Raw genomic sequence first — 22,731 nt, 5'->3', positions numbered from 1 at the left:
AGTCCTTGGCGACCTGACCGACCGAGCGGTCACCGCGCCGGCACAGCTCGACGATCTCGGCCTTGAACTCCGACGTGAACGAGCGGCGAGGGCGCGGTTTGTTCCCCATGCTCTCCATGATGGACATCATCCTTACCGGGACCGAAGCCCCTGATCAGGGGTGTCCGTCAAAGCGAATCAAGCCCAGTCGACAGATACCTGCCGAACTCGCACAACGGTGGGATCGGCGTCTGTGTCTCCTCGTCGAGGTATACCGGCGTCCCGTCGAGGATGCCCCGCCGCTTCAGCAAGGTGGCCACCCTCGCAGCAGAGATCACATCAGTGTCCAGGTACTTCTCCAGCAGCCCGGATTGCACAAAGGCGAGATCCATACTCTTCCCTCCCCAGGAGCCGGAGAGGAACTTCCCTCAGCTCACCCGTCTCGCACCACCACAACGAGTCGAGACTGAACCACACATCTCATGAGACAGTTTTGAACAGCGGAAAGAACTCCTGGGTGAGCAGGACTTCGCCGCGCAGCTCGACGTCCACCGCCTCGGTGAGCAGGGCGGGCAGGCCGAGCACGGCGTCGGCGGCGTGGGTGATGTCCTCACCCGCCAGTCCGTCGCCCCGGGTGATCAACTGGACCAGCCGGCCCGCGCGGTAGCGGGCGGCGACCGCCAGGCCGTCCAACTTGGGCTCCACGCACCAGCCCTGCACCGGCTGCCCGAGTCTGCGTTCCAGCCCGGCGGCCCAGGCCGCCAACTCCTCGGCGGAGAAGACGTTGTCAAGACTGAGCATCGGCACGGAGTGCGGGATGTCCCCGACCGCCGCTCCTCCGGCGACCTTGCCGGTCGGTGACGCCGGCAGCGCCTCGCCGGGGTGCGCGAGTTCGTACGCCTCGATCGCGCGCAGCAGCTTGTCGTACTCGTCGTCACCCAGCGGCGTGCCGCCGTCGGCGTAGTAGGCCGCGGCCGCCTCGACGGCGGTGGTGACGGCATTGGCGTAGGCGGCGGGAGAGACCAGAACGGCTGTTTCCTTCATGCCGCTCATCATGGCGGTAGGCACTGACAACGCCGCCGCCTGCGAGCTCTCGGACGAGGAGGCCGGGCTCGTCAGCGCGGCACGCGGCCCCAAGTTCCCCGGGCCGCCCTGGGTGGGACCGAACGGCCTCGGCGGGTGCGACGGAGGTCGTTTCGGCTACTCCCTGCGGCTGGTGAGGTAGTGGGTGGCGCACGCGGAGGCCAGGCACAGGGCGGTCGCGACGGCCAGCATGCCGGTTGACCGGGCCAGCAGGGCGGTGGAGTCGGTGGAGGTCGCCATCAGCCGGAAGAGCCGGTTGACGGGTGGCACCCCGTGGGTGAAGAGGAAGCCCATGACCAGGGCCAGCGCCAGGAGCAGGGCAACGCCCTGGCGTCTGAGGACCAGGCGCGAGCACGGCAGTCCGATCGCGATTCCGGTGAGCGTGCAGGTGAGTTGGGCGATCACCCCGAGCAGGAGATCGGCCGGCCGGACGTGGTAGGAGCCCACCCAGAGCGGGAAGAGCAGTCCGAAGACCATCAGGAACAGGCAGCTGATCAGCACCGTGGCGATCGAGCCGGCCAGCACCTTGGCCGCCCTGCCGCTGCCGACCACCACGATCGCCCGCTGCACCGGGCTGTCGATACCGATCAGCGCGGTGGTCAGCCAGGTCGAGGCGACGAACAGCGCCCCCGCCGAGCTGGCGTACGCCGGCGGGAGCGGGCCGCTGCCGTTGGCGGTCAGCACGCCCATCAGACCGGTGAACAGCAGGAGCGGCGCCAGGTACCGCTGGGTGTGCAACACGGTGGCGAACGAGTAGCGGATCAGGGCGATCATCGGAAGCTCCCTCCCGGCACGGCGGCCGTGTCCTCGACCGGCTGCCCGGCCTCCCGGTCCCGCTCGTCCCGGGTCACGGTCAGTACCGACCACCCGCCGCGCAGCACGGCCAGCAGCAGCGCGTCCACGGAGTCGCGGTCCACGGTGACGACGAGACGGGCGTCGCTCCGTGCGACCGACCGCACACCGCCGATCGCGTCCCAGTCCGGCTCGCCGGGTGTGCCGCCGTGCTCCGGGAGCGTCAGAACGACCTCGGCCGCCGGACGGTGAGCGGGCTGCGCCTGCGGCGGTCGGAGCGCCACCGTCCCCTTTCTGACGGTGTAGGTGCGCGAGGAGAGCACCCTGGTGATCGACTCCCGGTGGTCGGTGAAGACCACCGAACCGCCGGCACGTGCCACCTCGGACATGATCTCCGTCAGGGTGCCGTGCGCCGAGGCGTCGAGTCCCGACCAGGGCTCGTCGAGTACCAACAACTCCGGTTCCACCAGCAGCGCCTGAGCCAGCGCCACCTTCTGCGCGTTGCCTTTGGACAGGGTGTGCAGCCGGGCCTCCTTCCCGCCGACCAGCGCGAGGCGGTCCAGCAGCTGGTGCGCCCTGGTGGCGGCGACCCGCGTGCCCAGGCCCCGGATACGGCCCATGTGGGTCAGGTACGCCACGGCCGACATGCGCTCGTCGGGGGCGAAGCGGTCGGGGACGTAACCGACCTGCCGGGGCCGGCCGGAGACCACCCCGCTCGTCGGCCTGGAGATCCCGACCAGCATCCGCAGCAACGTCGACTTACCCGACCCGTTGCCGCCTGTGAACGCCACCACCTCCCCGGCGGGTATCTCCGCGTGGACGTCTCTGACGACCCACTCCCCTCGTCCGTAACGCTTGCTCACTGCCTCGAGCCGTGGCACGTCAACTCCTCGTCCCATCCGACTGACTGACTGACTGACGTCACCCGACCACGATAGGAGGTCAGCGAGTACGCGACGGCCCTTCTCCGAACTAACTGGCCCGGACGGGAATCGTGTCAGAAGTCTGGTCTAGGTTTGGCCTGTGAACCACAGCAGCTCCAAGGCCGGGGCGTCCCGCGAGCCTAACTTGCCGCCCTACCAGGTAGTCCTAGCGGAGACTGATTGGGGTTCGCTCCAGACGGCTTTCGGGAACGGTGAGTGCCTTCCCAAAGTCCTGGCACGGTTGCTGGAGCCTGATCCCAAGGTGCAGGTCACCGCTTTGTCGGAACTGAGTGAGCTGGTCGGCCACCAGAACAGCATCTACGAAGCCACCGCCCCCGTCGCCATGTATGTCGCCGGCATCCTCGCCCACCCGGTGGCCATGACCCTCCGGCCGTATCGCAACGTCCCCATCCGCGCGACATTGTTGAACTGGTTGGTTTCCACGGCCTACGACGCCTCCGACGAGATTGTCGACCGCACCGAGCAATACTTCCCTGGCTTCCTCACCCACGACACCACGCTGGCGGCCTTCCGGGACCTGCGCCCGATGCTTTATCGAGCCGTCGCACCCTTCCTGCAGGACAGCCACGCGGACGTGCGCGAAGCCGCCGGCCTCGCCGCGCTGATCCTCGCCGAACACCCCGCGCTTGCCCAGCGCCGCGATCACCTTGCGGTGCACGCGCGCCGCATCCTAGACACCAGCAGCGACGCCCCTAACCGGCGCGTTGCCTGGAAGGCCCTCGAAGCATGGGGCCACGACGTCAGTGACATTGAACCTTTTCAGGAGGAGCCCTGGGACTGCGGGCCGCACAGCGATGGCCGCGGCGATCTCGAACCTCCCTTCTGACTGATAGGCGAACGGCCCACCGGCCCAAGAAGTGCGGCCAGCCGAGTATTTCGGAACGAAAAGCGGTCCAGGAAGGTTCAGTTGGGTGTCCAGACGTCGGGCTCGGAGGCGGTCACGAGGTGTTGGATCGTCCTGCGATCTGATCGAAGGTCGGGAGACCCAGGTGGACGACGGAGGGCTGAAGAGCCGCGTCCAGTTGGGTGAGCTTCCCGTGGGCGCCGGCCAGGCTGATCTCCAGTCCTTCGACTTCGCCGAACCAGCCTTCGCGTTGGGCTTCGGCGATTCGGTCGATCAGGTTGTCGCGGATCTCGATCAGGCGGTTGTGCTGGGAGGGCTCGGGGCGGAGGAGCGAGCATCGGACGCAGGCGTGTTCATGGATGCAGGCTGTTCCGAACGCCCTCGCGCAGGTGCCGAGCGAGAGCTTGCGCTTCTCGAAGTGGGCTAGGAAGGCATCCCACTCCTCGTCGGTCGGGGTCCGGTATTCCTCGCTGGGGCGGATCGTTCGCCGGCGCGCGATGAACGCCCGGTGGGACTCGATGGCGTCGGCGGGATAGATCGCGTTGTAGCCCATTGTGGTGTTGATGTCGGAGTGGCCGGCGAGAACCTGGGCGATGTGGGGCGGCAGGCCGCTGCGGATCGCGTCGCTGATGAAGATCCGCCGGAAGTCGTGCGGTGAGAAGTCGAGCGGCTGGCCGGCGGAGTCCGTGAGACCTGCCCGTCCCAAGACGTCGTTAAGGCCATTTCTGATCAACGACCGTGACACTGGCGTGAGTTGTCCGCCGTAGACCCACTGGAACAGCAGCGGCATCGGCGGGTTGTGGACCTTCTCCGCGACGTCGTAGCTGACCACCATCGGAATCGCGCCTGTGCGCGAGTCACGGACGCGGGCGATGATCGTGCTGAGGACGTCCGCCAACTCCGGGCTGACCAGCAGGAGCCGCTCCTCGTCGGTCTTCGACGGCGCGACCTGCAGAAGCGGAACGACCTCGCCGGTGCTGGGCAGTTTGTACTGAATCAGGCTGTGATGGCTGGCTTCCAGCATCTCCTCGATCCGGACACCGGTGTGGTGGAGGAACTCGATCGTGGCCCATGCCCAGAACGCTCGTTCCTCGGCCAGTCCCAGGTGGGCTCGACGGCCGGTCTCGTCATAGGCCCGGAAGGGCGTCACCGAGTCCTGCTTCTGCCGGGTGTAGGTCTTGCCCATGAACGTGAACCGCCCGCCCAGCGGGGCGGCCCGTAGAGCGTCCATGCCCGCGTTGGCCTCGGCCCAGTTCTCTCTGGCGACCCTGACCAGGGTCGCCAGAGCGGGCAACCGTTCGCGGGTGCGCTGGTCCATCTTGGCCTTGCGGCGCTTCTCGTGCTTTGCGGTGCTGGCGTCGGCCTGGCTCACCGGGCAGGGTGCCACCCAGGGGCCCCAGCGCTCGGGTTCCTCGACAGCCCAGTGGGCCAGGTCGAGGTAGAAGGCCCGGACGCCCATCATCAGGTTGCCGTAGTTCGCGCGCTCGGACACCGTCTCGTGGATCGAGCCGTCTGGCAGTCGCTGGCGTGTGGTCTTGGTTCGGCTGGCCTGCTTCCAGGCCGCGGCGACCTCGGGGGGCAGCCGTAGGGTGTCGATGCCGGGCTGGATGCGTTCGATCTGAGTCCAGAAGTTCCTCACCAGGGTCCGAGACGCGTCCTCCAAAGACGTGTAGTCCATGGTGGGTTGGCACTCTTTCAGGTAGTCGACCAGCAGGTTCCGGATCGGCTTCGACTGGGGGTTGTAGCGGTCCACGAGCTGCTCGACCGAGACTTGACCGGAGGTCCGGGTCAGGAATCTCAGGGTCGTCGGCGCATCGGTCGGCATGTGCCCCAGGTCCCGCAGCCACGAGTAGAACAGGCTCTGGCCGGCGGTGCTGGGCCGATACTCGCGGAAGGCCTCCATGAACTCCAAGGAGTCGCCGACCGTGATGTCCGCCAAGCCTCCTCCCTTGGAGATGACGATCTTCACCAGCACGCTCTTCGCGAGCTTGCCGAGGTGGGAGGACCAGGCCTGCGGGCCGACCATCTGCTCCAGGCGGGCGAACCCTTCGGGATCGCGGTGCTGGCAGATGACCGCGCGCATGTTGGTCGACGACCGGGTGAGCTGCCAGCGGAGCGAGGGACGGAGCACTTCGGCGCTCACCAGGGCGAGCAGGCCGGAGTTCAGGATGCCGCTAGCGTTCGCCGCTCCGTATCCGGTCCAGCCTGCGGAGCGCTTGTTCCACTCCGAGCCGGTGCAGCTCGCGGCGGGGCTCGCGTTCCAGCGCTGCTGCCAGGTGTCTCCCGGGTGGTGCTGGAGCCAGCGGAGGATGTTCTGAGCCCCGCGCCGCCGGTAGTCGTGGGTGGAGTCGCTCGCAGCCCGCAGCGGCGGCCGGTTCAGCCGCGCCATAACCTCCTCGTAGGACTGGCTCGTCTCAGGCCAGTCGTCCTCGTAGGGCCGGGGCGGGAAGCGCTCCGTCAACGCCACCAGGGCGGCTCCCGCGAGTGGCTGCGGAGCCCGGGCGGAGTTGGAGACCGGCGCCTCCAGGGTCTGGGCGAAGGTCACCAGGAGCTCCCAAAGAGGTTCTTCATCGAGTCGGGGTTGTAGCCGGGGGCCGGGGGCGCCGGGGGTCGCTCGCGTTGCTGTGCCTGGCGTACGTGGTGGGCCCGGACGCGTTCGATCACCTCGTCCTGGCTGGCCGGCAGGTAGAGCTGGGTGGTGGTGAGGTGCGCGTGGCCGAGGACCCACTGGACGTCGGTCAGCGGCATCTTCGGGTCTCGCGCGAGCCGGTAGGAGGCGGTGTGCCGAAGGTCGTGCAGGGTCCAGTTCGACCCGAGGAGATCGTTCGCCCGGTTGAACATCGCCCTGGCCGCGTCGTAGCCGAGCGGCCGCCACGGCCGCCTCAGCGCCCACCACAGCGGCAGGTTCGGTCCGACGGGGACGCCAGCACGACGGGCTTCCTCTTGGTAGAGCCGCAGCCAGACGAACGCGTCTGTCGAGCAGGGGAGTTGCTGGTAGGCGCGGGTTCCTTTCCGGACGATGCCGAGGAGCTGCTGGCCGGCCAGTGCGTCGCGCTGCCGGCTGGTCAGTTGTTCTTCCGCGCGGGCGCCGTTCGACACCCAGAAGGCCAGGAGGGCGCGATCGCGGTTGTGCCGCAGTGCCGCGAACAGCGCGTTGAACATCTCGTCAGGGATTCGCCGCGGGGTCCGCTTGGGGATCTTCGGCCGATAGCGGCCCGCCCGTTCCTGGCGGAAGGGCTGGCCGGGCTCATGGTGGGCGTTCGCGCGGTCACCGCGTCGGGAGCGGTCCAGCGGGAACGGGTTGATGATCGGCCCGGTGCCCTCCTCCAGATGGAAGGCGTAGAACGTGCGGAGCACGGTCTCGCAGTGCGCACGGGTCTTCACCGAGTACTTCGGGCCGGGCGAGGCCTTCCCAGTGATCGCGTTGGGTGTGCCCGGTGCGGTCTTGCGGCTCGTCTTCGGCTTGGGCGCGGTCTCGGCGGTGTAGCCGGCCTTACGGTGGCGCCAGTGCAGTCTTTGGGGCTTGTCGGCTATCCGCATCCACCGGGTGAAGTCCCGGGCGTCCACGCGGGTCGCGTGGTTCCACTCGACATCAAGAGCCCAGAGGAACCGCCACCAGCGCAGCAGGTCCATTCCGTACGAGCGGATCGCGGTGGCGGGACTGTCCACCGCCTGGAGCTCTGCGAAGTAGGCGCGGACTGGCTCGACGACAACGCCGTTCGGGTCCAGCAACTGGTACGGGCCCCATGGGTTCCCGGTCTCCTGCAGCTTGCCTATCTCGGGCAGGAAGAACCGCTCCAGATCCCGCTCGGGACGATCAGTTTCGAACACCCGGGGAAGCTAACAGATCATGCCTCTGACCTGCGAATATACCAAAGTTAGTTCGGTTAACGGGCCATCCACGCCAGGTGTCAGCCGGGCCGTACCACCGAAGCCACTGCCGACGGGTGGCGTGCCGGTACCACCCGACGAGAACCCGTCGGATGGTGTCGGCCCGGCCCCGGAGAAGCTGGTGTCCGGTCAGTAGTTCCAGACCCGCCCGCTGCCCGGGTTGACCTCGGCGGCGAAGTCGTCCGCGAGCAGCGTCAGCACGGCGCGGCCCTCGATCCGGGTCAGCCAGTCGTGCGGAAGGCGCACGTCCCCGTGGCGTGCGCCGAGCAGGTTGCCGCAGATGGCCCCGGTGGAATCGCTGTCGCCGGAGTGGTTGACGGAGAGCAGCAGCGCGGCCTCGACGGTGCGCCCGGCCAGCGCCGCGTAGAGCGCGATGGCCAGCGCCTCCTCCGCGATCCAGCCCGCACCCAGGCTCTCCACCATCGAAGGGGTCGGATCGCCCTCGGCTGCGAGGTCGATCGCCTTGCGCAGCGCGGCGGTTGTCTCCTCGTGGCCCGGATAGCGGGCGAGGACCTGCATCGCCCGCAGCGCGGCGCCCTCCAGGCTGTCTCCGTTGACCAGGCGGCTGATCATGGCGGCGAGGGCACCGGCGGCGTAGTGACCGGTGGGGTGGCCGTGGGTGATCTGGGCGCAGCGGGCGGCGAGCTCGAAGGAGGACTGCGCGCCGGCTCCGGTGAAACCGAAGGGTGCGGAGCGCATGACGGTGCCGCAGCCCTTGGAGTCGGGGTTCACCGGCCCGGGCGTTCCGTCGAGCCCGCCCCACGGCTTCGGGGTGTGGGCCTCCCTGAGACCGGAGAGGCACGCGTTGCCGGGAGCCCGCCGCGCGTACAGCCAGGTCTGCTCGCGCAGCCATCCCGAGTGGTGCCGCAGGCTGCCGTCCCGGGGCGGCGGGGCGGGGTGGTTCTGGGTGTCCAGCCAGCGCAGGTAGGCGTCCATGACCATCGCCGTCTCCGCCCCGCCGATGCCCTTCGCTGCGGCTCGGCGGTAGGCGCCCAGGACCCCTTCGGCGGTGAAGAGGGTCATCTGGGTGTCATCGCTGATCCGTCCGGTCACGCCTTCGTGGTCCGGAACGAGACCGGTGACCCCGGCGGCTCCGAATCTCTCCCGGATCGCCCCCAGGGAGAGGAACTCGATCGGATACCCGAGGGCGTCCCCGATGGCCCCGCCGAGCACACAGCCCCGGATCCTGGAGCGGTACGCCACCAACTCGTCCCATGACTGGTACATCCTCGAAACCCCCGTAATCCACTGGTCATCACGCTTGCGCCTGCCACATGCTAGAGGTCGGCGGTCTCGCCACCGGCCCTCGCCGACCCCGTTGCTCAGGGGACGGTTGACCGTGTCGGGGCCGGCCCCGGCCGTGTCGTGACCGCAGCACGGCGTGCACGGTCCACCAGCAGCACTGTGGCAGCTCCACCATCCGCCGGTGCGGGGTCACAAGCGTCTCCGGGCAGGCAGGAGTACCCGCCTCCGCCGGGCCGGGGCGGGCACTGTGCGCGAGGTGCCCGTCCCCGTCGGCCGACGGGGACGGGCCTGCCGGTGGGATCAGTTGGCGCCGGTCGAAGTGATGGCCGGGGCGCAGGTCTTGGGTGCGGCGTCGTGGTGGCCGGCCAGCCAGAAGCCGACCAGGAGGCCCGCGACCGCCAGTACCTTGTGCCGGTTCTGCTTCCACCACGACGGTGATCCGGCTGCCATGAAACGCAGTTGGGCGTACTCCGGATGCTCACGGGGCGGGGCGTCCCTGAACAGTCCCATCTCTGGTTAACCTCCGCTCACTACGGGCGAGTTCATGACGATACGCCCCATTCCTCCTTGATCGCTGGGATTAAGTGCGGCTCGCGGAAAGCGGCGTCAACGCTGCCGCTCGAGGAGCACCGCGATGCCGTCCAGAATGCGCTGCAGGCCGAACTCGAACAGGCCGTCGAGGTCGAAGTCGTACCCGACCTCGATGAGCCGTCGCATGTTCGGGAAGTCACCGGCGGCCAGGATCACGTCGAGCGCGGGCTCCTGACTGTCCAGCCACTCCTCGCCGTCGAGGCCGGTGAGCGCCTCCGCGTCCATCTCCAGCTCCAGATTGACCGCGGTGCCCCGGACGTAGTTGAAGAGCATGAGGTGCGCGGTGAAGACCGTCGACAGGTCGAGACCGTGGCCGTCCAGGGCGGCGAGTGCCCATTCGGTGTACGGAATCGCGCCGGCGATCGGCTGCGGACGGGTCACCGAGAGGGCCGGCGCCAGCCAGGGGTGCCTGCGGAACATCGCCCACAGCATCCCGGCGGTGAGTTCGAGCCGTTCCCGCCAGCCCTCCGGCGGCTCCTCGGGCAGCGGCGACTCGGCGAAGACCCGGTCCATCATCTGCGTCAGCAGGTCGTCCTTGTCGGCCACGTGCCGGTACAGCGACATGGTCGCCACCCCCAGCTCGGCCGCCACCCGGCGCATCGAGACCGCGGCGAGCCCTTCCCGGTCGGCGACCTCGACGGCCGCGGCGACGATCCGCTCGGATGCGAGCGCGCCTTCCGGTCCGCCCCTTCGCCGGCTACGCGCCGCCCGCTCCCCGGCCCCGGCAGCAGGCCGGACAGGGGCCTCGGCACAAACCGCGCCAGGAACCGGGCCGGGAGCCGCGGCGCAGACCGCGACGACGGTGCCGACACCCGGCACGGCACGGACCAGACCCGCCTGCCGGAGTTCGGTGAGGACCCGGGTGGCGGTCGCCATCGCGACTCCCCACTGCCGGGTGATCTCACGGGTCGAGGGCACCCGGTCACCCGGCGCCAGCTCACCCGACTCGATGCGCCCGCGCAGCTCCGCGACGATCCGGCTGTAGCGCGGCATGTCCTGTTTCTCCACGTCTCCCTCTCCGCACTAGTGCACCTCGGATGGCAACGCCAGCTTAGCCGCAGCACCGAACGGCACCAAGAAGAGCCATCCGCACTAGTGCACTGGATTGCCAACTTCCCTAGTCAGAAACGGTTTTAGGGCTTGCATAGTGCACTGCGTACGCCATACATTCTGCTCTATGCAGAACACCGAGATCCTTGTCTCCGGCGGCGGCATCGCCGGACCCGCGCTGGCGTACTGGCTACGCAAGGCAGGCTTCACCGTGACCGTGGTCGAACGGGCACCGGCTCCCAGGCCGGGCGGCCAGACCGTGGACCTGCGGGGCGCCGGCCGTACCGTGATCACCCGGATGGGGCTGATGGACCAGGCCCGGGCGCTGAGCGTCGACCAGCGCGGCCTGGCCCTGGTCGACGCCGCCGGCCGGTTCACCGCCCGGATGCCGGAGGACAGCTTCGGCGGCGAGGGCATCGTCTCCGAGATCGAGATCCTCCGCGGCGACCTGGCCGACCTGCTCCACCAGACGACCCGCCACGACGTCGAGTACCTCTTCGACGACACCATCACCGGGCTTGACCAGGATGCGGACGGAATCACCGTCACCTTCGAGAAGTCCGCCCCGCGCCGCTTCGGACTGGTGGTCGGCGCGGACGGACTGCACTCGGTGGTGCGCGCTCTCGCCTTCGGCCCGGAGTCGGAGTACGTCCGCCCGCTCGGCGTCCACCACGCCTGGTTCACCGCCACCGAGGCCATGGAGCTCGACGGCTGGTACCAGATGTACAACGCCCCCGGCGGACTCGTCGCGGCGGCTCGGCCGGGCCGCCTCCCCGGCGAGGTCAAGGCCGGGCTCAGTTTCCGCTCCGCCCCGATCGCCTACGACCGCCGCGACACCGACGCCCAGCGGGAGTTGCTGGCCCGGCGGTTCGCCGGCGCCGGATGGGAGGTCCCGAGGTTGCTGCGGGCCATGCGCACCGCACCCGACTTCCACTTCGACTCGATGGGCCAGGTACACCTCGACACCTGGTCACGCGGCCGCGCGGTACTCCTCGGCGACGCCGGATACTGCGCGACGCCGCTCACCGGCCTGGGCACCAGCCTGGCCCTGGTCGGCGCCTACGTACTGGCCGGCGAGCTGGCCGCGGCCGACGGCGACCACCGCGTCGCCTTCCGCAACTACGACCGGATCATGCGCCCGTATGTCGACCAGGCGCAGGAACTGCCGCCCGGCGGCGCCAAGGGGTTCGCACCGTCCAGCGCGCTGGCCATCCGCCTGCGGGCCGCTTCGATGCGCTCGATGACCCGCTGGCCGATGCGGAACCTGATGGCCGCGCAGTTCGCCAAGGCCGGGAACATCACCCTGCCCGAGTACGCGTAGCCCGTGCTTCGCCGTCCGTACCGGTCACCAGGTGGTGGCGGGCGATCACTGAACGGCTCGCCCGCCCAGCGCCTTTGGCAGGAGTCGGCGTCCACGCCCGGCAACCGCCGACCGGTTGCTCCTGCGAGGCGGAGGCGGTGCCGAGGCGGGGCGGCGATCGTCGGATCCCCGGCCGGGACCCGCCGTCCGCGGTTGAGCCGGCCATCGCCGATGATTGGGCCCGGATCGAGTGCGTGGACGCGATGGACGGGTTGGGGATGGAAGCACTGAACGAGCAGGCCGCGGTACGGGAGCGGCCGGGGGTGGTGGTCCGTCCGCGCGGGTTGGTGGATCTGCGGGGGCGGGCCGGCGATCCGGTGACGCTGTCGTACCAGCCCGGTTCCGTGGTGGTGGTCTCGGGCCTGCCCGGGGCCGGCAAGAGCACTCTGCTGCGGCGCTGGTCCCGCAGCGCGGCGGTGGTCGACCCGCGTGCCGCCCACGTCGCCTGGCAGGCCGTCATGCCCGGATGGCTCCCGTACCCGGTGTACCGTCCCGGGGCGCGGCTCGACTACTTCCTGCGGCTGAACGCGCGCGCCCGGGGCGGGGATCCGCTGCTGGTCCACGACTGCGGCAGCCGGTCCTGGATGCGGCGCTGGCTGTCGCTGACCGTCGGGCGCAGTGGGCGTGAGCTGCACCTCGTGGTGCTGGACGTCGGCACCGCCGAGGCCATCGCCGGCCAGCGGGCGCGGGACCGGTGGGCGTCCCGCCGCGTCTTCGCCGGGCACCGGCGCGGACTCGGCCGGCTGCTGCACGGGCTCTCCCGGGACGGTATGCGTACCGTCCCGGAAGCGGCCTCGGTGGTGCTGCTCGACCGGGTGTCCCGGGAACGGATGGCGGCCGTGGAGTTCCCGGCTGGGGCTCAACCTGCCCGGGCGTAGCCGACCGGGGGCAATGTGCGCCCGGGTACGGCTCCCGCCGGTCACCTGGTCGGCCGCGCCCGGACCGAACCCGGCCGGTCCGCTGCGCCCTGAAGCGTCCGCCGCTCAGTCCTTCAGGCCGGCGAGTTCGAGCGGCAGATGGCGGGGGCCGCGCAGGACCGGGCTGCGCCGGAACGGGGGCGGGTCCTGGAGCAGTCGCGGGCCGTCCAGGCGGCGGACGAGCTCGGTGAGCGCGATCTGGGTCTCGATCCGGGCGAGCGGCGCGCCGAAGCAGCTGTGAACGCCGCTGCCGAAGCCGAGGTGCTGGTTGTCCTTGCGGGTCGGGTCGAAACGGTCGGGTTCGTGGAAGCGCCGCGGGTCACGGCTGCCGGAGGCGAGCACCAGGATGACCGGCACGCCCTTGGGGATGGTGACCCCGGCCACCTCGACGTCGGTGAGCGCGGTGCGCTGCGGCAGCAGATGGACCGGAGGTTCGTAGCGCAGCAGCTCCTCCACCGCCCTCGGCATCAACTCGGGTTCACGGCGTAGCAGTTCCAGTGCCTCGGGGTGGCGCAGCAGGGTGAGTACGCCGTTGGTGATCAGGTTGACGGTGGTCTCGTGTCCGGCGAGCAGCAGCAGGACGGCGGTGGCCATCAGCTCCGGGCGGGTGAAACCGCCCTCGGGTCCGGGGTCGTTGACGAACGCGGAGAGCAGGTCGTCGGAGGGCTTGCCCCGGCGGCTCTCGGCGAGTGCGCCGAGGTACTCGCCCATGGCCTTGCGGGCTGCCAGGCCCGCGCGCTGGCGTTCCTCCGCGTTGCTGTCGGGGCTGGGGTCGAAGCCCGCGATCACCGTCTCCGTCCAGGCGTGGAACTTCGGTTCGTCTTCTCGCGGCACGCCCAGCATGCGACAGATGACGGTGACCGGGAGCGGGTAGGCGAAGTCCTCGACCAGGTCGATCCGGTCGCGCCCCCGCAGCGCGTCGATCAGCCGGGTGGTGATGTCGGTGATCTCATCGTGCATGGCGTCGACCCGGCCGGGCGAGTGGGGCGGCCCGAAGGGCCGCATGGCGATGTTGCGCAGCCGCTCGTGCTCGGGGTCGTCGCGGCCGATGAAGGAGACCTGCACGTCGGCCTCCCGGGACGCGAGCAGGTCCGGGACGGTGCGGTTGCGGCGGTCCGAGCTGATCCTCGGGTCGTGCAGCAGCCCGGCGATCTCGTGGTAGGTGCCGACCAGGTAGCTGCCGTCGTCCTGGCGGACCACGCCTGCTTCGCGGAGCTCGGCGTAGAGCGGGTACGGGTCGGCACGGTTGGCGTAGTCGGTGATCCGGCGGAACAGGGTGTCGGCGGCGGCCATGCGCGGGGCTCCTCGGCGGTGGCGTCGGTCTCGGGTGTCGCGGGGCTCGGCCGCGGTGTTGCGGGGCTCAGCCGCCCCAGTGCCTCAGGGTCAGGCGGAGATCGGGCAGGTGGCCGGTGAGCGCGACGGTCGGGCCGTGCGAGAGCACCTTCGGGTCGGGCACGTCGGAGGGGACGGGCGTGTGCGTGGAGGGCTCGACGGTGGCCGGCTCGGGCGGGAACGGTGCGGCGGTCTGGATCAGCCGCTCGTAGTAGGGCAGCCACTTGGCGCGGTTCACGCTGACGGCGGCCGTCACCCGGCCCCGGTAGCCGTACACCGCGACGAACCGGCGTTCCTCCAGCGAGCCCTGGGCGAGGACCACCTGGTCGGAGAAGGTGGGCACGCCGACGGACTTGATGTTGAGGCCGAACTGGCTGGACCAGAAGGCCGGCACGGCCAGGTGGGGGCGCCGCAGCGGTCCGGGGTTGACCATGTTGTGGGCCGCCACCTCGGCCTGCGCGACCGCGTTGCCCCAGTGTTCGAGGGAGATCAACTGGTACTCGAACAGGGGGTGCGGGAAGCGGGCGACGTCGCCGGCGACGAAGACGTCGTCGGTGACGATCCCGTACATGTTGAAGGCGCGGCAGCCCGCGTCGCAGGCCACACCGCGCGGGCCGGCGGCGAGCCCGGTCTCGGCCAGCCATTCGGTGTTGCGGACCGCGCCCAGGGCGACCACGGCGACGTCCGCCTCGATCCGGGTGCCGTCGGAGAGTTCGGCGCCGGTCAGCCTGCCGTCGCTGCCGTTCAGCGCGGTGACGGTCACCCCGCAGCGCAGGTCGACCCCGTGGGCGAGCTGGAGTTTGGCGGCGAGGGTCGCGAAGGACTTGCCGAGGGCGCCGACCAGGGGCGCCGGGCCGCGCTCGGCTACGGTCACCTCGAGGCCGCGCTCCCGGCAGGCCGAGGCGATCTCCGAGCCGGTGAATCCGGCACCGATCACCAGCACCCGTCTGGGCCCGGCGTCGAGGCGTTCGGCCAGGCCGGCCGCGTCCTCGGTGGTGCGGAGGGTGAACACCCCGTCGAGCGCTCCCTCTTCGGCGTTCGGCCAGGGCCTGGCCCGGGTCCCGGTGGCGATCAGCAGCCGGTCGTAGGGCAGTTGCTCGCCGTCGGCGAGCAGGAGGTGCCTGGCGATCGGGTCCACCCCGGTGGCGCGCACACCGAGCTTCCACTTGGCGTCCACCTCGCGGCGCCGGGGCAGCGTGGTCTCCTCGGCGCGCACCCGCCCGAGCAGCACCTGCTTGGACAACGGCGGCCGGTCGTACGGGAGTCGGCGCTCATCGCCGACCATGGTCAGCTCGCCGATGAAGCCCTCGTCGCGCAGCGTCTCGGCGGCGCGCAGGCCCGCCAGCGAAGCTCCGACGATGACGATCCGGCCGCTCTTCAGGTCATCGGGCATCGGGGCCCGCCTCCTCCTCGACCAGGATGGCCTGCACCGGGCAGGCCGCGGCGGCCCGACGGACCCGCTCGCGCTCGTTCTCGGGTGCCAGTGGGGTGTACAGCAGGGCCTCCTCGCCATGCAGCTCGAACACCTGCGGCGCGAGGAACGCACACTGCGCATAGCCCTGACAGCGGTTGAGGTCGACGACGATCTTCATCCCGGGTCTCTCCTCCCAGCACGGCGTCTGCGTCCGTCCTACCGCCGCCCGGCCGCCAGCGCGGCCGGTGCTGCTCCGCGCGAGGGTTCACGGAGAGTGGGGTCCGAACGCGGGGACCGCGCGGCCGACCCGTTTCGACCGGGCCCTACCGGCCGTGCGGCTACCCGCGGCCCGGACCCTGCGCGGTGCCGGCCAAGGGTCGGGGCAGCGGCCTCGGCACCGGTGCTCACCGGGGGTTTCCCTGTCGTCCGTGGCGAGGGGAAACGGGAAACCCATGGACCGGCCCCAAGCCGGCGCCGACGCTGCTGACAGCGGACGATCCGCCCGGATCGCCGCGAAGCGAAGTACCTGAGCACAGGAGGAAGACATGGCTGTGGGAAGGAAGTTCGCGGTGGCCCTGGCCGCCGCCGCACTCACCGCGGGACTCGGCGCCGCCGCGCCCGGGGCCACCGCTGCCGCCCCCGTTCCGGCCGCCGCCGGGGTGCGGACCACCGCCGACTGCAGCGTCCACAGCGACGGCAAGCTGTGGTGCGGCAACAAGGCCGGGGCGAACGCGTACGCGGACCGCTCGTACGGCTCCGCGGTGCGCGGGCGCCTGCTCACCACGTACAGCTGGTTCGCCTGCTGGGGCCACGGGGACCGCCACCCGGGCGGGAACGACATCTGGTACTGGACCCAGACCGATGACGGCCCGTGGGGCAACGTCCCCGCGGTGGACATCTACACCTCCGTCGACCCGGCGCCCGGCCTGCGCGAGTGCTGACCACTCAGCGCTGACGGCGGGGACCGCGGCCCTCGCGGTCCCCGCTCCCCCGCCCCTCGACGATCACCACCACGAAGGAGTCCCCGTGAAGCTGCGTTCCTGGGCCGCCACCGCGGTCCTTTCCGTCACCGCCGTCCTGCTGCCCGCGGCGAATGCCGTGGCGGCTCCGACCGACGGCCCGCCCGGGTGCCCCGGCGGCTCGGTCTGCTTCTGGAACGGTGTGGACTTCCGCGGCTACGGCTGGGAGTGGACGGCCGGCAGCGGCTACCGCGATCTGCCGTCCGAACTCCACGACAACGTGGGCTCGTTCGTGGCGGACACCGACGCCTGCTTCATCAACTGGAATCCGAAGGAGACCCGGCAGGTGCGCAGCGGCGACTGGCGCCGCTCCTACGAGGACGACATCGGCGGCCGGATCGACGGCGTCAACGGGGGCAACTGCTGATCTCCGCCCCGCCCCCGGGGCCCGCGCCTCGTCCTGCCGCGGAGGCGGCGGGCCCCGGCGGACCGGATCGGGGGTCCGGACGCGGGCCGTTGTCGCAGGTCGCCCGGGCACGGTCGGCGACGTGGTGGCCGGTGCTCTGATCGCCGCGTACCACCGCTCGGTCAGGGCCACCCCGCGCCACTACCTGAGGCAGCTGGTCCTCATCCTGAGCAGCGGACTCCGTAGGCCGATCGGCGTGCGGAAGGTATAAAATCACCCAAACCTGCGCGCTGCGGCCGCTGTTCCGCACGGGCGCGGCCGATGGTGCGGCTCATGGCCACAGATACGCTCACCGAGCCCCGGACTCCCGATCCCCTCTCCCCCCATCTCCGCAGAGCTCCGTGGAAGTCCCCCGATGGACAGCCCGGATACGCCCGCCCGGTGCTGCTGGGCATCGCCGGTGTCGCGGCCGTGCTGTTCGCCTGGCGCATCAACCACAGTCAGTACCACGGCTTCTACGCCGGCGCCGTACGCAGCATGACCGAGAGCTGGAAGGCGTTCTTCTTCGGCTCGTTCGATCCCGCGAACACCATCACCCTGGACAAGCTGCCCGGCTTCCTCTGGCCGCAGGCGCTGGCCGCGCGCCTGCTGGGCTTCCATCCCTGGGTGCTGACGCTGCCCCAGGTGGCCGAGGGAGTGCTGACCGTACTGGTGCTCTTCCGCACGGTCCGCCGCTGGGCGGGGGTCGACGCGGGTCTGCTCGCGGCCGCCGCCTTCAGCCTCACGCCGGTGACCGTCGGGCTGTTCCGCACCTCGGTCGAGGATCCCGCCTTCACGCTGCTGCTGGTGCTGGCGGCGGACGCGGCGTTGCGGGCGGCGCTCTCGGCCCGGCTGCGTTCACTGCTGCTGTGCGCGGTGTGGCTCGGGCTGGCGTTCCAGGCGAAGATGCTGGAGGCGTGGACGGTGCTGCCGGCGCTGGCCGCCGTGTACCTGCTCGCGGCGCCGGTCTCGCTCTGGCGGCGGCTGGGGCACCTGGTGCTGGCCGGGCTGCTGGCGCTGGCCGTGTCGGTCTCCTGGATGGCCGTGGTGACCGCCGTCCCGGCCGGGCACCGTCCGTTCGTGGACGGCAGCACGGACAACTCGGCGATCAGCATGGTGGTCGGCTACAACTTCCTGAACCGGTTCTCCGCCGTGGGACTGAACGCGGCGGACACCGGGAGCGTGGTGGCGGTCCGTGGTGGGCCGCGTCCGTCCGCGACGGGCACCTCGCCCACGGCGTCCCCCTCCTCGGCTGCCGGTACGGGGTCGGCTCCGGCTACGGCTCCCGCTCGGCCTGCGGGTACGACCTCGGCTCCGGCCACGGCTCCCACCGCGACACCGACCGGCGCCGCCGCGGCCACCGGTACGAACGGCGGCTCGCAGGACGGCGGCTGGACCAAGATGTTCGGCCGTCAGTTCGCGCCGCAGACCGGCTGGTTCTACCCGTGGGCCGCGCTGGCGCTGCTCTGCGGCCTGCTCTGGCGGCGGCGCGAACCGCGTACGGACGCGCTGCGGTCGGGCATGGTCCTGTGGGGGACGTGGCTGGGGCTGTTCTTCCTGGTGTTCAGCGCGGGCAGTGTGGGCAGGCACAGCTACTACATGGGCGTGGTCGCCGTCGCACTGGCGGCGCTGAGTGGCGCGGGTGCGGTGCTGATGTGGCGGGAGTTCCGCTCCGAGAGCAGGCGGGCGTGGGCGCTGCCTGCCGCGATCACCGGCACCGTCCTGTGGCACGTCTTCCTGGCCACCCGGTTCCCGGACTTCCTGCCGTGGCTGGCGACCACCGTGCTCTCGCTCGGCGGGCTGGCGCTGGGCCTGCTCGGGCTGGCCCGGCTCGGCGAGGTGGCGGACCAGCCCGGGCAGCCGGGGCACCCGGATCGCCCGGCCGGTCACCGGCTGGTCCTAGCGGGCGGGCTGGCGGCGGCCATCGCGGCGGGTCTGGTCGCACCGGGCGCCTGGGCCTCCTCGGTGCTGACCGCGAAGCACGGCGGCTCCAGCATGGGCGCCGTCGGCCCGTCGGACACCCCGCCGGCGGCCGCCGAGCAGCCGCGGCGCCGGGTCGACAGCAGCACGAGCGGCAACTCCACCGGGCGGCTGACCGCCTCGCAGCAGGCTCTGCTCGGGTATCTGCGCGCACACCGGAACGGCTCCGCCTACCTGTTCGCGGCCTCCAGCTGGGGCGGCGCCTCACCGTTCATCCTGGCCACCGGGGAGAAGGTCCTACCGATGGGCGGCTTCACGGGCCTGGCACCCTCGCCGACGATGCCGGAGTTCCGGCGGCTGGTGGACACCGGAGCGGTGCGCTACGTCCTGCTCGGCAACAGCCTCACGCCCGGCTCCGCACCCACCGGCGGCCCGGACGGTTCCGCCGCGTCGCAGATCCGGTCCTGGGTCCGGTCCAGCTGCGCCGAGGTTCCGGCCGGAGAGTACGGCGTCGGCGCACCGTCCACCGCACTGGGCGACTCCCGGACGCTCGACGACGACTTCGCGACCCAGCAGCGGCTCTACGCCTGTGCCCCGACCCGCTGATCCGTTTCCGTTCCCGACTGGACCTGCATCTATCACATCACCTTCACAAGGAGATGAATAGTCAACAACAGTCCATCCGATCCGGCCATATCTGAAAGCGTCCGTCCGATGACTGGACAGGGACCGCCCGGATAGCGGACAGGAATCTGGACACCGGCTAGATCGTCGCCGAACCAGTCAGGCCACGGGTTCTCGGCGACTCACCGGCGACCCGACCGTCCGCACCACCGCGCCGCGACCGTCCGTCCCCCGCACGGCGGGCGGTGCGTGGCCGGGTCGGCAGAAGTCCGGATTCATTCCCACTGGTTGGCCTTCGTAGGGTTTTTCGTCGAAAGTCGCACAGGTGAACGCCTTTCAGCGCCTCTTGGCAGGTGAGGCCTTACGACACCGTGATTTCCGGTTCCTGCTGTCCGGAGCTGCCGCGAGCCAACTCGGCAGCCAGGTGACCCTGGTGGCCCTGCCGTTGGCCGCCGTGCTGGTCCTGAACGCCTCACCGCTCCAAGTCGGCCTGCTCACCGCAGCCGAGACCGCGGCCTTCCTGTTGGTCGGCCTGCCCGCAGGTGCCTGGGTGGACCGGATGCGCAAGCTTCCGGTACTGATCCGCGCCGACGTGGTGCGCTGCCTGGCGGTGGGCTCGGTCCCGGCGGCCGCGGCCGCGGGTGTGCTGACGATGGTCCAGCTGTACGTGGTGGCCCTGGTCACCGGTGTGGCCACGGTGTTCTTCGACGTCGCACACCAGTCCTTCCTGCCTCGGCTGCTGCCGCAGCGGCAACTGGTCGAGGGCAACGGCGCGCTGGAGACGGTGCGATCCACCGCCCAGGTCGCCGGTCCCGGGCTCGGCGGCGGACTGGTCCAGCTGCTCGGCGCCCCGCTGGCCATCGTGGCCGACGCGATCGGCTACCTCACCTCGGCCCTGCTGCTCCTGCGGATCCGCGTCCAGGAGTCGCGCCCCGAACCGGCGCCCGACCGGTCGTTGCGGGCGGACATCGCCGAGGGCGTCTCGTTCGTCCTGCGGCACCCGCTGCTGCGGATCATCGCGGTCACCACCGCCGGATCCAACTTCTTCTCCGCCCTGCTGGCCGCGGTGCAGACCGTCTTCTGGGTCAGGGTGCTCTCGCTCTCGCCCGGCACCATCGGCCTGCTGCTGTCGGTGTCGGCCGTCGGCGGTCTGGCCGGGGCGCTCTGCGCCGGGCCGCTGGCCGCGAAGGTGGGGCAGGGCAGGCTGATCTGGCTGTCGATCGCGGTCAGTTCACCGTTCGCGGTGCTGTGGCCACTGTCCGCCGGGAGCACCGGCGCGGTGCTGTTCGGCGCCGGGTCGGCCGTGGCACTGTTCGGCGCCGTGGTCTACAACGTCGCCCAGGTGAGCTTCCGTCAGACCATCTGCCCGCCCGCGCTGCTGGGCCGGATGAATGCCACCATGCGCTTCCTGGTCTGGGGCACCATGCCGCTGGGCGCACTGGCCGGCGGCGCCATCGCCGCCGCGGCCGGGCCCAGGACGGCGCTGTGGGTGTGCGCCGCGGGGTTCCTCGCCGTGCCGGTACCGGTACTGCTGTCGCCGCTGCGGCGGATGCGGGACCTGCCGACCGGGGACGCGACCGAGAGCGAGTCTGCCGCCGAGGGCGCGTACGCGTCCGAGAGCGCGTCCACGTCCGTAACCGGGCGCGTGGCCGAGAGCGCGTACGCGACCGAAGCCGGGCACCTGACCGAGACCAGGTCCGTGGGCACAGGCGGCTCTGTCGCCGACAACCCCGGGGTCAACTCCGGGCAAAGAGTAGACGGCCGCACCGGGGAGCCGGACGTGGAACCCGCTTCCGTCCCACCCGCCCGCTGAGGGCACCGCCGCCCCGGTGCCGTCCCGCCCGTCCTGAACCGGGCGCCCGGGAACCACCACCGGGCCCGCCCCACGCCACAACGTCCGCTGGACCCGGCACCCCGGAACCACTCCCGGGACTGCCCCGAACCACCAGAGCCGAAGCGGAGATCCTCCCGTGCCCGCCAGCCTCACCGACGCCTATCTCACGCGCTACCGGTCCGCCCTGTCCTCCGCCGCCGACCCGGCCACGGCCACGCTGCTCCCGGTGACCGGCGCCCAGCGCCGGTTCCTGCTCGCCCGCCGGCTCGACCCGCAGGGCCGTCCCGACGTCGTACCGCTGTTCTTCGCCTACCCGCGCGGAACGGTCGACCCGCTCCGCCTGCACCGCGCCGCGCTCCGGGTCGCGGCCCGCCACCCGGCGCTGCGCGGCACCTTCACCGCCCTGCGCGGCACGCCTGTGCTGCGGCTCGGCGCTCCGGCCGCCGAGGTGCGGGAAGTCCCGGTGCCGCCCGGCGGTACCGCCGACGAGGCACTGCGCCGGGCGTTGCTGGAGTGGCCGGTGGACGGGCCCGCGCTGCGGCTGCTGCTGGCGCGCGGCCCCGAGCAGGACGAGGAGGTGCTGGCCGTCGCCCTGGACCACGCGGCCTGTGACGAACAGTCACTCGGCATCGTCACCGCCGACCTCGCCCTGGCCTACCAGGACGGCGCCCCGGCCGGCCCGGATCCGCGCGAGCTCGCCGCGGCCGTGGACGCCTACCGCGAGGCGGTCGAACTCCAGCTCGCCGCCGAGGCCAAGGCCACCTCGCCCACCGCGCACGCCCACTGGGCCGCCCGGCTCTCCGGCCTCGGCGCCGCTCCGGCGTCCGCCGGCGGCGACCAGCCGACCGGAATGCTGAGCCTCCGGCTGCCGGTGGGCGACGGCCCCGCGCACCGGATCGCGTTCCCCGCTCTGCTGGCGGCCGTCGCGACGGCCGCCTACCGGCTGTTCGGGACCGGGCGGGCGCTCGCGCTCGGCTACCCGTGGGGCGGTCGGCCCGCCGCCGCGCAGCAGGTGCTGGGCTGCTTCCTGAACACCCTGGTGCACCCGGCGGCCCCCGGCCCGGCCGACCTCGACGAGCTCAGCGCCTCGTGGTGGGACGACCTCGACCACGCCGACATGCCGTTCGACGAGGTGGTCCACGCCGCGCGGTCGGCCGGGGCGCAGTGGAGCGGGGCGCTGGACGGCCTGCTCACCTTCGAGGACCTGCAGCGACGCCCACCACTGGTGCTCGGCGGCGCGGAAGGCCGGGAGACGCATCTGGCCGGCCGTCCACTCACGGCCCCGTTCGCGGTGTCCGTCTCCCACGGCGACGACCTACTGGTCCGCCTCGCCTGGGACCGTGCCCACTTCACCGACGAAGCGGTCCGCACCGCCTTCGACGCCCTGCTCGACTCCCTGCACGGCTAGCGCGCCGACCGAGACCCGCACCGCCTCGGAAGCACGGCGAACCGCGCGGCATACCCCACAGCCGAGCCCGCCCGGCGAAAGCCGTCCACGAATCCGGCT

At 71.2% G+C, this 22,731-nt stretch carries 20 protein-coding genes and 1 pseudogene; 9 read left to right on the top strand and 12 right to left on the bottom strand.

Going from position 1 to position 22,731, the window contains the following annotated elements; translation table 11 throughout:
- Positions 1–167: 167 nt before the first annotated feature.
- Both ABD369_RS19490 and ABD369_RS19485 read right to left on the bottom strand, forming a co-directional pair.
- Positions 168–371, bottom strand: a complete 204-nt coding sequence (locus ABD369_RS19490) for a hypothetical protein (protein WP_344637718.1) — start codon at positions 369–371, stop codon at positions 168–170.
- A 112-nt stretch (positions 372–483) separates the two neighbouring features.
- Positions 484–1,032, bottom strand: a pseudogene (locus ABD369_RS19485) (NAD-dependent DNA ligase LigA); the annotation flags it as partial.
- 1 nt (position 1,033) lies between these two features.
- Here ABD369_RS19485 and ABD369_RS19480 point away from each other — a divergent pair.
- Entirely contained in the window at positions 1,034–1,204 is a 171-nt protein-coding gene (locus tag ABD369_RS19480; RefSeq protein ID WP_344637717.1) for a hypothetical protein, read from the top strand.
- Here ABD369_RS19480 and ABD369_RS19475 read toward each other — a convergent pair.
- Both ABD369_RS19475 and ABD369_RS19470 read right to left on the bottom strand, forming a co-directional pair.
- Entirely contained in the window at positions 1,180–1,836 is a 657-nt protein-coding gene (locus ABD369_RS19475; protein ID WP_344637716.1) for an immunoglobulin domain-containing protein, read from the bottom strand. The two genes, ABD369_RS19480 and ABD369_RS19475, sit on opposite strands and share 25 nt — an antisense overlap.
- Positions 1,833–2,735, bottom strand: a complete 903-nt coding sequence (locus ABD369_RS19470; protein WP_344637715.1) for an ATP-binding cassette domain-containing protein — start codon at positions 2,733–2,735, stop codon at positions 1,833–1,835. The genes ABD369_RS19475 and ABD369_RS19470 overlap by 4 nt, the downstream gene beginning before the upstream one ends.
- Positions 2,736–3,018: 283 nt before the next feature.
- Here ABD369_RS19470 and ABD369_RS19465 point away from each other — a divergent pair, with 283 nt between their 5' ends.
- On the top strand, positions 3,019–3,624 hold the full coding sequence (locus ABD369_RS19465; protein ID WP_344637714.1) for a hypothetical protein: 606 nt from the start codon (positions 3,019–3,021) through the stop codon (positions 3,622–3,624).
- 112 nt (positions 3,625–3,736) lie between these two features.
- On the opposite strand, the gene ABD369_RS19460 is transcribed toward ABD369_RS19465, so the two are convergent.
- From ABD369_RS19460 to ABD369_RS19440, 5 genes are all read right to left on the bottom strand, one after another.
- Positions 3,737–6,187, bottom strand: coding sequence for a tyrosine-type recombinase/integrase (locus tag ABD369_RS19460; protein ID WP_344637713.1), 2,451 nt, complete (start codon positions 6,185–6,187; stop codon positions 3,737–3,739).
- A complete protein-coding gene (locus ABD369_RS19455) occupies positions 6,184–7,473 on the bottom strand; it encodes a tyrosine-type recombinase/integrase (RefSeq protein ID WP_344637712.1) in 1,290 nt (429 codons plus the stop codon). Before ABD369_RS19455 ends, ABD369_RS19460 begins: the two co-directional genes overlap by 4 nt.
- 189 nt (positions 7,474–7,662) lie before the next feature.
- Positions 7,663–8,760, bottom strand: a complete 1,098-nt coding sequence (locus tag ABD369_RS19450) for an ADP-ribosylglycohydrolase family protein (protein ID WP_344637711.1) — start codon at positions 8,758–8,760, stop codon at positions 7,663–7,665.
- Between the two features lie 318 nt (positions 8,761–9,078).
- The gene (locus ABD369_RS19445; RefSeq protein ID WP_344637710.1) at positions 9,079–9,288 is read right to left on the bottom strand and encodes a hypothetical protein; all 210 of its coding nucleotides are present in this window, start codon (positions 9,286–9,288) and stop codon (positions 9,079–9,081) included.
- 96 nt (positions 9,289–9,384) lie between these two features.
- The gene (locus ABD369_RS19440; RefSeq protein ID WP_344637709.1) at positions 9,385–10,377 is read right to left on the bottom strand and encodes a TetR/AcrR family transcriptional regulator C-terminal domain-containing protein; all 993 of its coding nucleotides are present in this window, start codon (positions 10,375–10,377) and stop codon (positions 9,385–9,387) included.
- 169 nt (positions 10,378–10,546) lie between these two features.
- On the opposite strand from ABD369_RS19440, the gene ABD369_RS19435 reads away from it, so the two are divergent.
- On the top strand, positions 10,547–11,740 hold the full coding sequence (locus ABD369_RS19435) for an FAD-dependent monooxygenase (RefSeq protein ID WP_344637708.1): 1,194 nt from the start codon (positions 10,547–10,549) through the stop codon (positions 11,738–11,740).
- Positions 11,741–11,997: 257 nt separating this feature from the next.
- Positions 11,998–12,657, top strand: a complete 660-nt coding sequence (locus ABD369_RS19430) for an ATP-binding protein (protein ID WP_344637707.1) — start codon at positions 11,998–12,000, stop codon at positions 12,655–12,657.
- A gap of 105 nt (positions 12,658–12,762) precedes the next feature.
- Here the strand turns inward: ABD369_RS19430 and ABD369_RS19425 are convergent, their stop codons facing one another.
- The 3 genes from ABD369_RS19425 to ABD369_RS19415 form a co-directional block, all read right to left on the bottom strand.
- A complete protein-coding gene (locus ABD369_RS19425) occupies positions 12,763–13,989 on the bottom strand; it encodes a cytochrome P450 (RefSeq protein WP_344637706.1) in 1,227 nt (408 codons plus the stop codon).
- Positions 13,990–14,056: 67 nt separating this feature from the next.
- On the bottom strand, positions 14,057–15,421 hold the full coding sequence (locus tag ABD369_RS19420; RefSeq protein ID WP_344637705.1) for an NAD(P)/FAD-dependent oxidoreductase: 1,365 nt from the start codon (positions 15,419–15,421) through the stop codon (positions 14,057–14,059).
- Positions 15,411–15,620 carry a ferredoxin gene (locus tag ABD369_RS19415; protein ID WP_344637704.1) on the bottom strand — a complete coding sequence of 70 codons (210 nt, stop codon included), beginning with the start codon at positions 15,618–15,620 and terminating at the stop codon, positions 15,411–15,413. Before ABD369_RS19415 ends, ABD369_RS19420 begins: the two co-directional genes overlap by 11 nt.
- Before the next feature lie 367 nt (positions 15,621–15,987).
- Between ABD369_RS19415 and ABD369_RS19410 the strand changes: the two genes are divergently transcribed.
- The 5 genes from ABD369_RS19410 to ABD369_RS19390 all read left to right on the top strand — a co-directional run bounded on the left by ABD369_RS19410 (position 15,988) and on the right by ABD369_RS19390 (position 22,632).
- Complete coding sequence (locus ABD369_RS19410) at positions 15,988–16,383, top strand: hypothetical protein (protein ID WP_344637703.1); 396 nt, start codon at positions 15,988–15,990, stop codon at positions 16,381–16,383.
- An 85-nt stretch (positions 16,384–16,468) separates the two neighbouring features.
- On the top strand, positions 16,469–16,828 hold the full coding sequence (locus ABD369_RS19405; RefSeq protein ID WP_344637702.1) for a peptidase inhibitor family I36 protein: 360 nt from the start codon (positions 16,469–16,471) through the stop codon (positions 16,826–16,828).
- Positions 16,829–17,140: 312 nt separating this feature from the next.
- Positions 17,141–19,372: an ArnT family glycosyltransferase gene (locus tag ABD369_RS19400; protein ID WP_344637701.1), complete on the top strand. Its 2,232-nt coding sequence runs from the start codon at positions 17,141–17,143 to the stop codon at positions 19,370–19,372.
- Between the two features lie 343 nt (positions 19,373–19,715).
- Complete coding sequence (locus tag ABD369_RS19395) at positions 19,716–21,203, top strand: MFS transporter (RefSeq protein WP_344637700.1); 1,488 nt, start codon at positions 19,716–19,718, stop codon at positions 21,201–21,203.
- Positions 21,204–21,360: 157 nt separating this feature from the next.
- Positions 21,361–22,632 (top strand): condensation domain-containing protein, encoded by a 1,272-nt coding sequence (locus ABD369_RS19390; protein ID WP_344637699.1) that lies wholly within the window; start codon positions 21,361–21,363, stop codon positions 22,630–22,632.
- Positions 22,633–22,731: the final 99 nt, after the last annotated feature.

The sequence above is a fragment of the Kitasatospora cystarginea genome (assembly GCF_039533515.1).
In the GTDB taxonomy this organism is placed as follows: domain Bacteria; phylum Actinomycetota; class Actinomycetes; order Streptomycetales; family Streptomycetaceae; genus Kitasatospora; species Kitasatospora cystarginea.
This window is presented reverse-complemented; position numbering and strand designations above follow the sequence as displayed.